Genomic DNA, 13,918 nt, shown 5'->3' on the forward strand with positions numbered 1-13,918 from the left:
CCATCCGGTAACCATTCCGCCAAGCCGCGCGGCCATGACCGCACCTGTTCCCAAGCCCTGGATCATGGAAATCGCCCCCTATGTGCCGGGGCGCTCCACCACCGATGACGGCCGCAAGGTCTCGAAGCTCTCGTCCAACGAGAATCCGCTCGGCACCTCGCAAAAGGCGCGCGACGCGTTCCTGACCGCGGCGACCAGCCTCGAGCGCTATCCCGATGCCAGCGCCGTCGAGCTGCGCGAGACGATCGCGGCGAAATACGGCCTCGATCCCGCCCGCATCATCTATGGCAACGGCTCGGACGAGGTGCTCCACCTGGCCGCCGGCGCCTTTGCCGGCCCGGGCGACGAGATCATCTATGTCCATTACGGCTTCACCGTGTACCCGATCGCCACCCGCCGGGTCGGCGCGACGCCGGTGGTGGCGCCGGACAAGGACTATGCGACCGATGTCGACGCCATCCTCGCCTCGGTGACCGAGCGCACGCGGATCGTCTTCGTCGCCAACCCCAACAACCCGACCGGCACCTACGCGCCCCGTTCGGAGATATTGCGCCTCCATGCCGGGCTGCCCAGCCATGTGCTGCTGGTGCTCGACCATGCCTATGCCGAATATATCGAAGGCGATGACGACGATGGCGGCATGGAGCTGGCCCGCACCGCGCCCAACGTGCTGGTGACGCGCACCTTCTCCAAGATGTACGGCCTCGCCGCCGAGCGGATCGGCTGGGGCTATGCCTCCGCGCCGATCATCGAGGCGATGCACCGCATCCGCCTGCCCTTCTCGATCACCATCGCGGGCACCGCGGCGGCGGTCGCGGCGCTGGGCGATACCGATTTCGTCGCCCACACCAAGGCGCACAATGCCGAGTGGCGCCGCTGGTTCGCCGACGAGATCGCCAAGCTGGGCAACAAGGGCCTGCGCGCCGTGCCGAGCCAGGCCAATTTCGTCCTTGTGCTGTTCGAGGGCCATCTCACCGCCGAGGCGGCGTACAAGGGGCTGATGGACGCCGGCTATATCGTCCGCTGGCTGCCCGGCCAGGGGCTCCCGCACGGCCTGCGCATCACCATCGGCACCGAGGACGAGACGCGCGGCGTGATCGCGGCGCTGCGGGCAATGGCGGGCGAGGGCTGATGCTGCCCGCGCCTGCGGAAGACCAGCGGCAGCAGCCGCCCTTCGGCCGGGTGACGATCATCGGCCTGGGCCTGATCGGCTCGTCGATCGCGCGCGCGGTGAAGCAGCACATGCCGAGCGTGCGCGTGACCGGCTTCGACGCCGATCCGGCGGTGCGCGAGACTGCCCTGCGCATCGCGCTGTGCGACGACGTCGCCGACACCGCGGGCACCTCGGTGATCGATGCCGATCTCGTCATCCTCTGCGTTCCCGTCGGCGCGATGGCCGGGGCCGCGGCCGACATCGCCGCGGACCTGCCCGCCGACGCGATCGTCAGCGATGTCGGCTCGTGCAAGGAAAGCGTGGTCGAGGCGGTGCGCGCCGCGCTGCCGGAGGCGACCTTCGTTCCCGCGCATCCGGTGGCGGGCACCGAGAATAGCGGGCCCGAGGCCGGCTTCGCCTCGCTGTTCCACGGCCGCTGGTGCATCGTCACGCCGGTGGAGGGGACCACGCCCTTCGCCATCGAGCGCGTCCGCGAATTCTGGCGCCGCCTGGGCGCCGAGGTCGAGACGATGGCGCCCGATCATCACGATCGCGTGCTGGCGGTGACCAGCCATTTGCCGCACCTGATCGCCTATACGATCGTCGGGACCGCTTCGGACATGGAGGAAGTCACCCAGTCCGAGGTGATCAAATATTCGGCCGGCGGCTTTCGCGACTTCACGCGCATCGCCGCCTCGGATCCGACCATGTGGCGCGACGTGTTCCTGGCGAACAAGGAAGCGGTGCTGGACATGCTCCAGCGCTTCTCGGAGGATCTGACGGCGCTCCAGCGCGCGATCCGCTGGGGCAAGGGCGACGAGCTGTTCGAGCTGTTCAGCCGCACCCGCGCGATCCGGCGCTCGATCATCGAGCAGGGCCAGGACGATGCGGCGCCCGATTTCGGCCGCACGCACGACTAGGCTGGGGACCGATACTCCCTCTCTCGTCATCCCCGCAAAGGCAGGATGACGGCGTTTGCTGAGTGGGGCCTGCCTCCGGGTTCCTACAGGGCGATCGGGACGGTCCGCCGAAAGGTCGCGAAAGCCTCTACCCGCTGCCCGGTTCGCGGCGTGCAAATTTCCCTGTTTTCCCGAGGATGCGGGGCATCTCGCAACTTCCTTGCGCGCGAGGGGTCCTATTTCTCCAACAGGTCGAAAGAGCGGCCGGGCGCCAATCCGGCCGCGGGAGCAGGCCATGCGAAGTCCTACATTGCAAGCCGCGGGCGGCGCCGGCCGGTAGCGCTCAGCCGTTCAGCGCATTGATCCCCGCATGCACCCGCGCCTCGGCCTCGGCGCGGGGCAGGCCCGGCGGAATCATCGGCTCGAACCGGAAGGTGACGACGCCCGGCTTCTTGATCCCGTGCTTGGGCCAGACATGGCCGCTCTTCACTGCGATCGGCACCACGGGCAGGTCGAGCATCCGGTAGAGCCCGGCAAAGCCCGAGCGCAGCTCCGGCTTCTCGCCCGGCTTCACCCGCGTCCCCTCCGGAAAGATCATCACCGATCGGCCCTGCTTCAATGCGGCCTGCGCGTCCTTCATCATCGCGCGCAGCGCCGAGGCATTGGCGGTGCGGTTGACGATGATGACGCCATAGCGCCGCGCCGCCCAGCCCCAGAGCGGGATCCGCGCCAGCTCGCGCTTCATCACCGTGGCGGGCGAGCCCAGCAGCCGGCTCAGCTCCAATGCCTCGAACAGCGATTCGTGCTTGCCCGCGAACAGCACCGGGCCCTTGGGAATCTCGCCCTCGATCTTCACCCGGATCCCCAGGATCCAGCGCGCCGACCAGCGCATCAGCGCCACCCAGCCCATCGCATAGCTGCGCAGCGAATCGCCGCCCAGCAGCGCCACCAGGGGCACGAGCAGCACCATCGGCACCGACAGGCCGTAGAAGAAGATCGAGAAGGCGAGCGTGCGGAGCAGGTTCATCAGCTGGCACCGAGCAGCAGCGCGATCCGCCGCACGAGATATTTGTGATACTCGCGGAACAGCATCGCGAAGCCCGGCTGGCTGCGCACCGGATCGCCGATCACCTCGACGCCCTTCAGGGCATGGGCCAGTTCGAGCCGGGCGCGCGGCATATGCCAGTCGGACGTCACGAGCCGCACCGTCTTATACTGATGCTCCTTCACCCATTCCGCGGTCTCCTCCGCGTTGGAGCGGGTGTCGACCGCCTGCCAGCCCAGGTCCACGCAGCAGCGCATCAGCTGCCGGTCGATCTTGTATTCCGCCGCGAACTCGCCGGGGCGCACATCGGGATCGACGCCGCTGACCAGCATCCGCTTCGCATCGCCGGCGCGCAGCACCTCGAGCCCGCGGTCGATCCGCTTCGATCCGCCGGTCAGCACCACGATCGCGTCGGTCTTGCGGTTCTCCAGCGGATGGCCGAGCGACAGCATGAACGCCGCGAAGCCGAGCAGCCAGGCGATCACCACCAGGGCGATGAGGCGCAGGATCACAGCGTGCGGCCCAGCGCGCGCAGCACGGTGCTCCGCGCCGCGAAGGTGGCGAGCAGCGCGAAGCCCAGCGGCAGCAGCAGGAGCAGGAACCAGTCGCGCTGCTGCAACGCCACGCCGCTCAGCATCTCCGAGCCGACCAGCGCCATGCGCGACTGGAGGAACCAGACGAGCCCCAGCGCCGCGGCAGTGCCGAGCAGGCCGCCGAACAGCGTGTCGAACGCGATCCGCCGCTGGAACAGGCGGGCAATCTGGACATCGGTGGAGCCGAGCATGTGCAGCACATCGATGGTGTCGCGGTGCGTGTCCAGCCCCGAACGCGCGGCGAGCAGCACCACGGCGGCGGTGGCGGTGGCGATCAGCAGCATCAGCCCCACCGCGAGCCAGCTCATCGTGGTCATGAAGCCGCGCACCGGCGAGAGCCATTGCGCGTGCCGGTCGATCCGGGCGCCGGGCGCGATGGCGCGGGCGGTGCGCTCGACCATGGCCAGGCTGCTGCCATGCACCTCGACATCGATCATCGCCGGCATCGGCAGATCGGGATCGAGCCCGGTGTCGCCCAGCCAGGGCTTGAGCAGCTCGGCGAGCCGCTGGCGATCGACTTCGGCCGCGCGCGCCACGCCCGGGATCCTGGCCACCGCCGCGCGGATCGCCGCCGCCTCGCCGTCGCGCATGGCCGCATTGGGCTCGACGATCTGGATGGTGAGCCGGCCCGCGAGCTGCCGGTCGAGCTGCGCGGTGGCGGCGAACATGCCCAGCCCCAGCGCGCCGGCGAGCACGGTCAGGAACAGCATGATCGCCATGATCCAGGTCATGGCGCGCGTGCGCCGGCTCTCGTCGAGCAGGCGGCGATCGGGCGCATTGGGGTTGAGGCTCAGCTTCATGCGCGCCCCGGCGGGTTGCGCAATGCGCCGGTCGGGTCGTTGAGCCGGCCCTTTTCGAGCCGCATCATGTGCGCGTTGGGAATGCGGTTGAGCAGGTGGAAGTCGTGCGTCGCGACCACCACGGTGGTGCCCAGGCGGTTGAGGCTGTCGAACAGATGCAGCAGCCGCTCGGCCATGTCGGGATCGACATTGCCGGTCGGCTCGTCGGCGACGAGCAGCTCGGGGCGGCCGATCACCGCGCGGGCGATGGCGATGCGCTGCTGCTCGCCGCCGGAAAGCGTCGGCGGCCGGGCGCGGCCGCGATCGGTCAGCCCCACCCAGGCGAGCATCTCGCGCACCGGCGCCTCGATATCGCCTTCGGACACGCCTGCTATCCGCAGGGGGAGTGCGATATTGTCATAGGCGGAAAGATGGGGGACGAGCCGGAAGTCCTGGAACACCACGCCGATCCGCCGGCGAAAGCCGGGCAGGCGGGCGCGGGGCAGGGCGCCCGCGTCCTCGCCGAACAGGCGCACCGTGCCGCGGCTCGGGCGCTGGGCCAGATACAGGAGCTTGAGCAGCGAGGTCTTGCCCGCGCCGGAGGGACCGGTGAGGAAATAGAAGGCGCCGGTGTTCAGCGTGAAGCTGATGTCCGAGAGAGTCTCGTCGCCCGAACCATAGCGCAGGCCGACATTCTCGAATTGGACGATGCTGGCCATCTGGCTCCCGGCGCTTCCCTCGCACCTGCCATCGCACAGCCGCTGGCGGGTCACAAGAAGCTGGGGATACTCGGGCGGGGGACTCTTGTGGGCGCGAATCGATGGGTCTAGAATCGTGACAATCGGGCGACAGGGCCCCGTGTCGTGAGCCGCGCGTAATGATCCTCGAATGCAGCCAGTGCCGTACCCGCTACCTGGTGCCCGACAGCGCCATCGGCGCCGATGGCCGCACGGTGCGCTGCGCGAGCTGCAAGCACAGCTGGTTCCAGGCGCCGGTCGCGCTCGACCTGACGACGCGGGCGACGGACGCCGACGGCCCGGTCACCCAGGCCACGGGCCGCGCGGCCGAGGCGCCGAAGCGCGAGGCTCCGCCGCCGCGCGTGTTCGACGACGCGTCGATCACCGCCGCGGCCGGCGGGCCCGCGCCGGACTATGATCCCTTCGCGCCCCAGCCGCCGTTCAAGCCGCGCAGGAATCCGGCGCGGCGCTGGACCGCGGCCGCGTTCGTCGCCGGCTTCTCGATGCTGCTCGGCACCGGGGCGATCCTCTATTCGGGCGCGCCCGGGCTGGCGGCGCAGATGGGGTTCGGCCTCGGCGTCGGCGGCGAGGTCGAGACACCGCTGGTCTTTGCCGACAAGAACGCCGAGCTGCGCACCCAGACCAATGGCAGCGAGCTGTTCATCATCTCGGGCAAGGTGGCCAATCCCACTTCGGACAAGCAGCGCGTGCCCGATATCCGCATCGAGCTCAGGGACAAGCAGAACCAGCTGGTCTATAGCTGGCGCGTGACGCCGCAGGTGCGCGAGATCGGCCCCAAGCAGACGATCGACTTCAATTCGGCCCAGCTCGACCCGCCGCGCAGCGCGAGCACGGCGCGGCTGAGCTTCGCTACCGAAATCGGCGGTTGATCCACCAGAGCCGCGTGCCGTGGAGCGCGGCGGCGACGACCATGCCGAATCCCGAGGCGAGGACCAGGCCGGTCGCGCCCCAGCCGGCAAGATGGACGAATGCCAGCCCCGCCCCGCCGGTGACGAGGAAGAAGGCGATCACCGAGTTGACGCCGGCCACCACCTGGTCGCCCAGCGAGCGCAGCGCATAGACGAACACCACCTGCATCCCGTCGAACAGGATGAAGGGCGCCCATATCGGCAGCATCGCCAGCGCGAGCCTCTGCACCTCGGGCACTGCGGGGAACAGCGCGACGAAGGGGTGCGGGATCAGGATCAGCAGCGCCGCCAGCACGCCCGTCGCCAGGGCCGCCAGGGCCGCGGCGATGGCGGCCCGGCGCGCGGCGGCCTGGGGCACGCCCTCGCCCACGGCGTTGCCCGCGCGGACGCCCGCCGCCGATCCCAGCCCCAGCGCCACCGAGAAGGTGACATTGTGGATCGAGAAGACGATCTGGAAGGCATGGGTGGTGACTTCGCCCAGTTCGGTCGAGAGGGCGATCAGGATCGAGAAGCCGATAAGCTCGAGCCCCGAGGCGATGGCGGGGACCAGGCCGAACAGCGCGAGCCCCAGCGCGCCCTTCAGCGAGGCGCGGCTGAAGATGCCGGCCAGGTCGTGCACGCCGCGCTGCCTGGCCCGGGGCAGCGTCCAGGCCGCGCCGATCATCCCCGCCGCGCCGAGCGCCGAGGCGATCGTCGTGGCCAGCGCCGCGCCGACGGCGCCCAGGGCGGGCAGGCCCAGATGCCCGCCGGACAGCGCCCAGGCCAGCAGCGCGTTGACCGGCAGGATCGCAAGGTTGACGACCGTCACCCGCTGCGGCCGGCTCACGCCTTCCAGGAAGAAGCTCGCGGTGACGATCAGCAGCTGGAAGGGATAGGCGAGCGCCATCACTCGCACGACGTCGGCGGCGAGCGGCGCGATCTCGCCCGCCACGCCGATGCCGCGCAGCATCGGCTCGGCAAGGGCGAACAGCGTCAGCGCGCTGATCATGCCCAGCGCGATGGCGAGCAGCAGCCCCTGGTGAAAGGCGCGGCCGGTGCCGGGCAGGTCCTTCGCGCCATCGGCGCGCGAGACATGGACCAGCACGCCCGAAAGCGCGCCCAGCCCCATCACGATGCCCGGAAAGGTGAGCGCGCGGCTCGCCCCCAGCGCGGCCACCTCCTCCGTGCCGGTGAAGCCGACGACGATCACGTCGGTGACGTGGAGGATCGTCCAGTTGAGGCTGGTCAGCGCCACCGGCCAGGCAAGCGACAGGATTCGGCGCATCTCGGCGGAAAGGGCGGGGGAGAGGCGCATGGGAGGGCGCGCTTAGCGGATTTCGCGCCGTTTGGAAAAGCGTGCGGCAATGGCTTGCATTGTCCGAAACGCATTGCTAGGGGCCGCTGCCTTACCAGCCGTCGGTATTCATTCGACGGAGTTTCACGTGCGGTCGTGGCGGAACTGGTAGACGCGCAACGTTGAGGTCGTTGTGGCCGAAAGGCCGTGGAAGTTCGAGTCTTCTCGACCGCACCAGTGAAACATGCAGCGCCCGGCGGAGCCGGGCGCGGGCTCCCATCCGCGGTGCCGCGATTTTTTCCAGAACCGGGCAAACTTCTGCGACAAGTGGCGATTAGCCACGCGGCATTCATGCAAGCGGTGTCACGTGCGCCGCGGGTCTTCGATTAGGGTGGGGGAATTGATGCGTTCGAGGTTGAAGCTGGGTTGTGCGGTTGCCGGTCTGCTCGTCGGCGCGATGCCCGGCGGGGCATTGGCCCAGGCGCAGCAGCAGCCCATGCCTTCGCCGAGCCAGGATCCTCCCGCCCGGCAGCATGCGTCGCAGCCGGCCGCCGCGCAGGATCAGGGTCCGGACGAGACGGGCGACGAAGGCACGATCGTCGTCAACGGCGTGCTGCCCGGCGCGGTCAAGACCGACGTCAAGCCCGAGGTCCAGCTCAATCCGGCCGATATCCGTGCCTATGGCGCCTCGAACGTCTCGGAGCTGATCACGGCGCTGCAGGCGCAGCTCGGCAGCAGCTCGGGCCGCGGCGACGAGCAGCCGGTGATCCTGATCAGCGGCCGCCGCTCGAGCATGAACGAAGTGCGCGACCTGCCCACCGAGGCGATCGACCGGATCGACATCCTGCCCGAGGAAGTCGCCCTGCAATATGGCTATGGCGCCACGCAGAAGGTGATCAACTTCGTGCTGCGCAACCGCTTCCAGGCGGTCACCACCGTGCTGGAGGGGCAGATGCCCACCGCCGGCGGCAATGCGACCGAGAGCGCCAATCTCAACATCCTGAAGCTCAACCGCAACGGGCGGGTGACGCTCGACGTCAAGTACAATCAGAACTCCGCGATCCTCGAGAGCGAGCGCGGCGTGAGCCGCGTCGGAAACTCGCTGTTCGACACGCGGGGCAACATCACCGGCATCGGCGGGGGGGAGATCGATCCGGCGCTGAGCGCATTGGCGGGCAAGCCGGTGACGGTCGCCGGAGTTCCCGTGAGCGGCCAGCAGTCGCTCGCGGGCTATGCCGCCAATGCCAATGATCCCAACGTCACCGATCTCACGCCCTATCGCACGCTGGTGGGCCCGGCGAAGAACCTGACGATCAGCGGCATCTACAATCGCGCGCTCTCGGCCAAGGTGAGCGCCACCGCCACCGTCAATCTGGACGTCAACGAAAGCGAATCCTGGCTCGGCCTGCCGAGCGCGACCTTGCTCCTGCCCGCCGGCAACCCGTTCTCGCCCTTCGGCCAGAATGTCGAGCTGCGGCGCTATTACGACAATCTCAATCCCCTCACCCGCTCGAGCGGCAGCCAGTCGCTGCGCGGCGAAGTGACGATCAACGGCGACAGCGCGCCCTGGATCAGCAGCTGGCGCTGGTCGCTCAACGCCAACTACCAGCAGACCGGCAGCGACACGACCACCACGCGCGGCGTCGATCCGTCGCAGATGCAGGCGCTGCTCAACGCCAACGACGCCAGTTTCAATCCGTTCGCGGCGATCCCCTACGGCCTGGTCGGCAGCCGGCCGGACGACTGGACCGAGTCGACGACCAAGGTGGGCAATATCGAGTTCCTCACCAACGGCCCGCTGTTCAAGCTGCCGGCCGGCGACGTGACCACCAGCGTCCGCGTGGCGGGCCGCACCAACGATCTTTCGGGCAAGTCCTTCCGCTCGGGCCAGTACAGCGCGAGCGACATCTCGCGCGACATCGGCGCCGTGCGCGGCAACATCACCGTCCCGATCACCAGCCGCCGCCGGGCGGTGCTCGACGCGGTCGGCGACTTCTCGGTCAACGCCAATTTCGAGATCGAGCAGCTGTCGGACTTCGGCCGGCTGACCACGACCGGCTATGGCTTCAACTGGTCGCCCATCACCCAGGTCCAGGCGATCGTCAGCTTCATCAACGACAGCAACGCGCCGACGCCGGGCCAGCTCGGCAATCCCGTGGTCACCACGCCCAACGTGCCCATCTATGATTTCGTGCGCGGCGAGAGCGTCAACATCACTCAGATCACCGGCGGCAACCCGTCGCTAGGTGCCGACAGCCGGCATGTGTTCCGCGTCGGGCTCAACATCCGGCCGCTCACCGAGACCAATCTCGGCATCGTGGTGAACTATACCAATGTGCGCTTCCGCAACGCGATCCAGAACTTTCCGGGCGCGTCGGAGGAGCTCGAGGCCGCCTTCCCCGATCGCTTCGTGCGGGACGGCAGCGGGCGGCTGCTCAGCCTCGATACCCGCCCGGTGAACTATGACCGGACCGCGCATTCCGAGCTGCGCTGGGGCTTCAACCTGTTCATCCCGATCGCCTCGCCGCAGCAGAAGCGCATGCGCGAGCGCCGCGAGGCGTTCATGAAGGCGCGCGAGGAATCGCGCCGCACCGGCCAGCCGATGCCGGCCGAGATGACGGCGATGTTCGACCAGTTCCGCCGCCTCGGCCAGCAATCGAGCCTGTTCGGCGGCACGCTGAACCAGCAGTTCCGTGGCCCGCGCCCGGACGGGCAGCAGGGCCAGGGGCCGCAGCCGGACCAGGGACAGGGACGCGTGCAGACCGACGGGCCCGGCCCGGGCCCCGGCGGCGGTCCGGGCGGCGATGGCGGCCCGCGCCGCTTCGGCGGACCCGGCGGGGGCGGGGGCGGCGGTGGTGGTCGCGGCGGCTTTGGCGGCGGCGGCGGTGGCAACCGCATCCTGCTCAGCGCCTATCATACCTGGGTGCTCAAGGACGAGATCCAGATCCGGCCGGGCCTGCCGGTGATCGACCGTCTCGACGGCGAGGGATCGCAGTCGATCGCGGCGCACCGGGTGGATTTCACCGCCGGCATCAAGCGCGACGCGCTGCTGCTCCAGCTCAACGGCAACTGGCAGAGCGGCACCCGCACCACCAGCGGCACCGCGACGATTCCGGGCGGCGCGACCGAGCTCAATTTCGGCAGCCTCGCCAAGCTGAACCTGCTGGCCGAGTTCAATCCGGGCCAGGACATCGACTTCCTGCTCAAGCACCCCTGGTTCCGCGGCTCGCGGGTCCAGTTCCGGATCGACAATCTGTTCGACGCCCGCCAGCGGGTGACCGATCAGAACGGCATGACGCCCGCGGCCTATGCGCCCAATCTGCGCGATCCCATCGGCCGCACGATCAAGCTCACCTTCCGCAAGCAGTTCTTCTGATCGGCTGATCAGTGCGGTAGCGGCGCGCCGGCCTCGCGGCTGGCGCGCAGGCCGGGGCGGAAGCGGCCCTGCTGGTCCTGGTCCATGATCCGGCGATAGAGCAGAGTGATCGAGACGCGGCGGTTGCGCGGATCGGCGGGATTGTCGACGATCAGCGGCTCGCGGTCCGCCACGCCCTCGATCCGCTCGAAGCGCATCTCGGTCACGCCGCCGGAGAGCAGCCGCCGGCGCGTGGCCTCGGCCCGGCCGCTCGACAGCATCCAGTTGTTCATCGCCAGCGGGTCGCCATAGCCCAGGCTGTCGGTATGGCCGCGGATCATGATCGGGTTCTCCATGCCCCGGATCGAATCCGCGATCGTGCCGATCAGCGCGCTCGCCTCGGGCACGAGCGCCGTCGTGCCCAGGTTGAACATCGAATAATTGGCATCGTCGAGCAGGTCGATCCGCATCCCGTCGCGCGTCGGCACGAAGCGGACGTGATTGGCGAGCTTGGCCAGTGCCGGCGTCGCCCGCATCCGCTCGCGGATGCGCTTGGCGGTCTCGTCGAAATTCTTCTGGTCCTGCTGGGTCAGCGCGCGCTGGTCCTTCAGCGTGCCCTTGGCGCCGGTGCCGACATTGTTGCCGCCGCTGCCGCCCACCGGCACGGTGAGCGCCCGCGTGCCGGTCTGCGAGGCCTTGCCCGGATAATTGTCGCGCTGGTTGATCGCCTCGCCGCCGAACAGGCCGTTCGAGCCGGCGCTGTTCTGCTTCAGCTCGACGAGCGTCGGCGCGAAATAATCGGCCAGCGCCTTGCGCTGCTTCTCGGTGGTGGCGCCCAGGATCCAGAGCAGCAGGAAGAACGCCATCATCGCGGTCACGAAATCGGCATAGGCGACCTTCCAGGCGCCGCCGTGATGGCCGCCATGCCCCTCGACGATGATCTTCTTGACGATGATCTTCGGCTGGAGCTGGTTTCCATGGGGTGCGCGCGGAGCGGCCATTTATGCGGCTCCCGCCGCGGCACCGCACCAGCCCGCGCCCCCACCCGGCCACCCATGAGAGTAACCTTGTTGGGTGGCCGGGTGGGGGCGCGGGCTGGTGCCGAACATGATCAACGACCGCGCAGCCCGTCGAACACCTCGCCGAAGCCCGGCTGGTTGGCGTGCGCGATGCTGGAGCGGGCGGCCTCGATCACCAGCGGCTGCGGATGGCCGTGGAGCGAGGCGATGATGATCTGCTTCACCACGTGATAGATCGCCGAATCGGCGTCGATCACCTGCTGCAACCGGCCGGCCAGCGGGGCGACGATGCCATAGGCCAGCAGCACGCCCATGAAGGTGCCGACCAGCGCCGAGCCGATCATCGCGCCCAGGATGCTCGGCGGCTTGTCGATCGAGCCCATCGTCTTCACCACGCCGAGCACGGCGGCGACGATGCCGAGCGCCGGCAGCGCGTCGCCCAAGGACTGGAGCGTGGTCTGCGGACCCTGGACCTCGTGGTGGTGGGTCTTGATCGAGTTGTCCATCACCTCTTCGACCGCGTGCACGTCGAGCGTGCCCGACGAGACGACGACGAGGCGGAGCGTGTCGGTGATCAGGTTGATCAGCGTGTGATCGGCGAGCAGGCGCGGATATTCGGCGAAGATCGCGGAGGACTTGGGATCCTCGACATGCGGCTCGAGCGCGATCGGCCCTTCGGTCCGCAGCATCTTCATCAGCTTCGAGACGAGGAAGATCGTGTCGAGATAATCCTGCTTCTTGTACTTCGGTCCCTTCAGCACCTTGACCAGGCCGCCGCCGAGCGCCTTCAGCTCCTTCGTCGAATTGCCGATGACGAGCGCGCCCATGGCGGCGCCGCCGATGATCAGCATCTCGTGCGGGATCGCTTCGAGCACGGGGCCGAGCGCGCCGCCGGTGATCGCGAAACCACCGAAGACCATCGCGAGCAGGATGACGAGGCCGATTGCCGGAAACATGTGCGCGAAGAACCCCTGTTTTGACGTTTCGGTTAACGACCGCTTCGCCGTGATCTTCAGCGGAAAAACATGGTTAATTCGTTACCGGCGCGAATTATTTCGCCGTTTCGCTTGGGTTTTCGCCGGGGGCCGCCTAGCGCGAGAGCCTTGGCAAACCCTTGAAACTACGTTCGTCATCCCCGCGCAGGCGGGGATGACGGTTGAAGGAATATGAGTCCCCCAACCCAGCCGCGCGGCGGCAGGCGCAATCCCATTGGGCAGCGCCCGCAGGTGCTTACTTGATATAGTCGAACAACGAGACGCTGTTCAGCTTGGAGAAGCTGGCCTGGGTCGCCTGGAGCACGGTCAGCGTCTTCTGCAGGTTCGCCACCGCGGTGGGGATGTCGGTGTCCTCGATGCCCGAGCGGGTCGCCTCGCGCGTTTCCGCCACATCGGTGAGCCGGTCCGCCTGGAGGTCGAGCCGCGCGCCGCGCGCACCCACCGAGGCGCGGGCGAGCGCCACCGTGTCGAGCGAGGCGTTGATCCCGTCCAGCGCCGTGGCACCGGCCGCCTGCACGTCGCCGCCCGCCTTGAGCGCGTCGGCAAGGTTGCCGAGGACCGCGAACATATCGGCGCCGGCGGGGCTGAACACCCGCTGGCCGCTGATCGTCGGCTGGATGCTCTCGCCGTCGCCGATCGGGATCGCGGAGGGCTCGCCGGTGCCGGCGAAGCTGATCGAGCCGTCGACGTTCTTCACATAGGCGGTGTCGCCGGTCGCGCCGCCGAACAGCGGCTGGCCGCGAATATCGTCCTTGGTGTTGGCGAGCGCGAACAGCGTGTCGCGGATCGAGCTCAGCTCCGCGCCGATCGACGCGCGATCCGAGTTCGAAAGCGTGTCGTTCTTGGCGCGGGTCGCGAGCTCCAGGGCGCGCTGCAGCTGCGTCTCGACGCTCTCGAGCGTCTGGTCGGTCTGCGAGACCACGCCCTGGGCGACCGTGATGTTCGCCTTGTAGGTGGCGTCGGCGGTGGTGGCGCGCTGGATCTGCTGCAGCTTGATATAGGCCGCCGCGTCCGAGACCGCGGTCACGCCCAGCTTGGTCGTGGCGATCTGGGTCTGGGTCTTGTCGGCCTCGGCGGTGAGCTGGGTCATCAGCGACACCGGCCGGCTGTACATCTGCGAAGTGGAGATGCGCATGATCGT

General features: G+C 68.7%; 12 protein-coding genes and 1 tRNA gene. 5 read left to right on the forward strand and 8 right to left on the reverse strand.

The annotated features are described in order from the left end of the window. Positions 1–34: 34 nt before the first annotated feature. Both hisC and OMP43_RS20085 read left to right on the forward strand, forming a co-directional pair. Positions 35–1,132, forward strand: a complete 1,098-nt coding sequence (gene hisC, locus OMP43_RS20080; protein ID WP_280281329.1) for a histidinol-phosphate transaminase — start codon at positions 35–37, stop codon at positions 1,130–1,132. Continuing rightward, positions 1,132–2,073 carry a prephenate/arogenate dehydrogenase family protein gene (locus OMP43_RS20085; protein WP_280281330.1) on the forward strand — a complete coding sequence of 314 codons (942 nt, stop codon included), beginning with the start codon at positions 1,132–1,134 and terminating at the stop codon, positions 2,071–2,073. Before hisC ends, OMP43_RS20085 begins: the two co-directional genes overlap by 1 nt. Positions 2,074–2,395: 322 nt before the next feature. Here OMP43_RS20085 and OMP43_RS20090 read toward each other — a convergent pair whose 3' ends face one another. Genes OMP43_RS20090 through ftsE form a run of 4 tightly spaced genes read right to left on the reverse strand, consistent with a single transcriptional unit; the run spans position 2,396 to position 5,188 of the window. Beyond that, positions 2,396–3,079 (reverse strand): lysophospholipid acyltransferase family protein, encoded by a 684-nt coding sequence (locus OMP43_RS20090; RefSeq protein WP_280281331.1) that lies wholly within the window; start codon positions 3,077–3,079, stop codon positions 2,396–2,398. Continuing rightward, positions 3,079–3,609: a YdcF family protein gene (locus OMP43_RS20095; protein WP_280281332.1), complete on the reverse strand. Its 531-nt coding sequence runs from the start codon at positions 3,607–3,609 to the stop codon at positions 3,079–3,081. Before OMP43_RS20095 ends, OMP43_RS20090 begins: the two co-directional genes overlap by 1 nt. Continuing rightward, entirely contained in the window at positions 3,606–4,490 is an 885-nt protein-coding gene (locus OMP43_RS20100; protein WP_280281333.1) for an FtsX-like permease family protein, read from the reverse strand. The genes OMP43_RS20095 and OMP43_RS20100 overlap by 4 nt, the downstream gene beginning before the upstream one ends. Beyond that, a complete protein-coding gene (gene ftsE / locus OMP43_RS20105) occupies positions 4,487–5,188 on the reverse strand; it encodes a cell division ATP-binding protein FtsE (protein ID WP_280281334.1) in 702 nt (233 codons plus the stop codon). The genes OMP43_RS20100 and ftsE overlap by 4 nt, the downstream gene beginning before the upstream one ends. 158 nt (positions 5,189–5,346) lie before the next feature. Here ftsE and OMP43_RS20110 point away from each other — a divergent pair, with 158 nt between their 5' ends. Continuing rightward, complete coding sequence (locus OMP43_RS20110) at positions 5,347–6,096, forward strand: MJ0042-type zinc finger domain-containing protein (RefSeq protein ID WP_280281335.1); 750 nt, start codon at positions 5,347–5,349, stop codon at positions 6,094–6,096. Here the strand turns inward: OMP43_RS20110 and OMP43_RS20115 are convergent. Beyond that, entirely contained in the window at positions 6,077–7,429 is a 1,353-nt protein-coding gene (locus OMP43_RS20115) for an MATE family efflux transporter (RefSeq protein WP_280281336.1), read from the reverse strand. The genes OMP43_RS20110 and OMP43_RS20115 overlap by 20 nt on opposite strands. Before the next feature lie 129 nt (positions 7,430–7,558). Between OMP43_RS20115 and OMP43_RS20120 the strand changes: the two genes are divergently transcribed. Further along, positions 7,559–7,645, forward strand: a tRNA-Leu gene (locus OMP43_RS20120). A 166-nt stretch (positions 7,646–7,811) separates the two neighbouring features. After that, a complete protein-coding gene (locus tag OMP43_RS20125) occupies positions 7,812–10,784 on the forward strand; it encodes a TonB-dependent receptor (protein WP_280281337.1) in 2,973 nt (990 codons plus the stop codon). A gap of 8 nt (positions 10,785–10,792) precedes the next feature. Here OMP43_RS20125 and OMP43_RS20130 read toward each other — a convergent pair whose 3' ends face one another. From OMP43_RS20130 to OMP43_RS20140, 3 genes are all read right to left on the reverse strand, one after another. Next, complete coding sequence (locus OMP43_RS20130; RefSeq protein ID WP_280281338.1) at positions 10,793–11,764, reverse strand: flagellar motor protein MotB; 972 nt, start codon at positions 11,762–11,764, stop codon at positions 10,793–10,795. A 110-nt stretch (positions 11,765–11,874) separates the two neighbouring features. Then, on the reverse strand, positions 11,875–12,738 hold the full coding sequence (motA, locus tag OMP43_RS20135; protein WP_280281339.1) for a flagellar motor stator protein MotA: 864 nt from the start codon (positions 12,736–12,738) through the stop codon (positions 11,875–11,877). 274 nt (positions 12,739–13,012) lie between these two features. Next, positions 13,013–13,912, reverse strand: a complete 900-nt coding sequence (locus tag OMP43_RS20140) for a flagellin (RefSeq protein WP_280281340.1) — start codon at positions 13,910–13,912, stop codon at positions 13,013–13,015. Positions 13,913–13,918: the final 6 nt, after the last annotated feature.

Origin of the sequence: Sphingomonas sp. CBMAI 2297, from assembly GCF_029870595.1 — a bacterium.
Lineage (GTDB): Bacteria > Pseudomonadota > Alphaproteobacteria > Sphingomonadales > Sphingomonadaceae > Sphingomonas.

Bases quoted from the DNA above. Each gene is read 5' to 3' on its own strand.
- OMP43_RS20130 (WP_280281338.1), bottom strand. From the start codon at position 11,764: ATGGCCGCTCCGCGCGCACCCCATGGAAACCAGCTCCAGCCGAAGATC.
- OMP43_RS20110 (WP_280281335.1), top strand. From the start codon at position 5,347: ATGATCCTCGAATGCAGCCAGTGCCGTACCCGCTACCTGGTGCCCGAC.
- OMP43_RS20140 (WP_280281340.1), bottom strand. From the start codon at position 13,912: ATGCGCATCTCCACTTCGCAGATGTACAGCCGGCCGGTGTCGCTGATG.
- motA (WP_280281339.1), bottom strand. From the start codon at position 12,738: ATGTTTCCGGCAATCGGCCTCGTCATCCTGCTCGCGATGGTCTTCGGT.
- OMP43_RS20115 (WP_280281336.1), bottom strand. From the start codon at position 7,429: ATGCGCCTCTCCCCCGCCCTTTCCGCCGAGATGCGCCGAATCCTGTCG.
- OMP43_RS20100 (WP_280281333.1), bottom strand. From the start codon at position 4,490: ATGAAGCTGAGCCTCAACCCCAATGCGCCCGATCGCCGCCTGCTCGAC.
- OMP43_RS20085 (WP_280281330.1), top strand. From the start codon at position 1,132: ATGCTGCCCGCGCCTGCGGAAGACCAGCGGCAGCAGCCGCCCTTCGGC.
- OMP43_RS20090 (WP_280281331.1), bottom strand. From the start codon at position 3,079: ATGAACCTGCTCCGCACGCTCGCCTTCTCGATCTTCTTCTACGGCCTG.
- OMP43_RS20125 (WP_280281337.1), top strand. From the start codon at position 7,812: ATGCGTTCGAGGTTGAAGCTGGGTTGTGCGGTTGCCGGTCTGCTCGTC.
- hisC (WP_280281329.1), top strand. From the start codon at position 35: ATGACCGCACCTGTTCCCAAGCCCTGGATCATGGAAATCGCCCCCTAT.
- ftsE (WP_280281334.1), bottom strand. From the start codon at position 5,188: ATGGCCAGCATCGTCCAATTCGAGAATGTCGGCCTGCGCTATGGTTCG.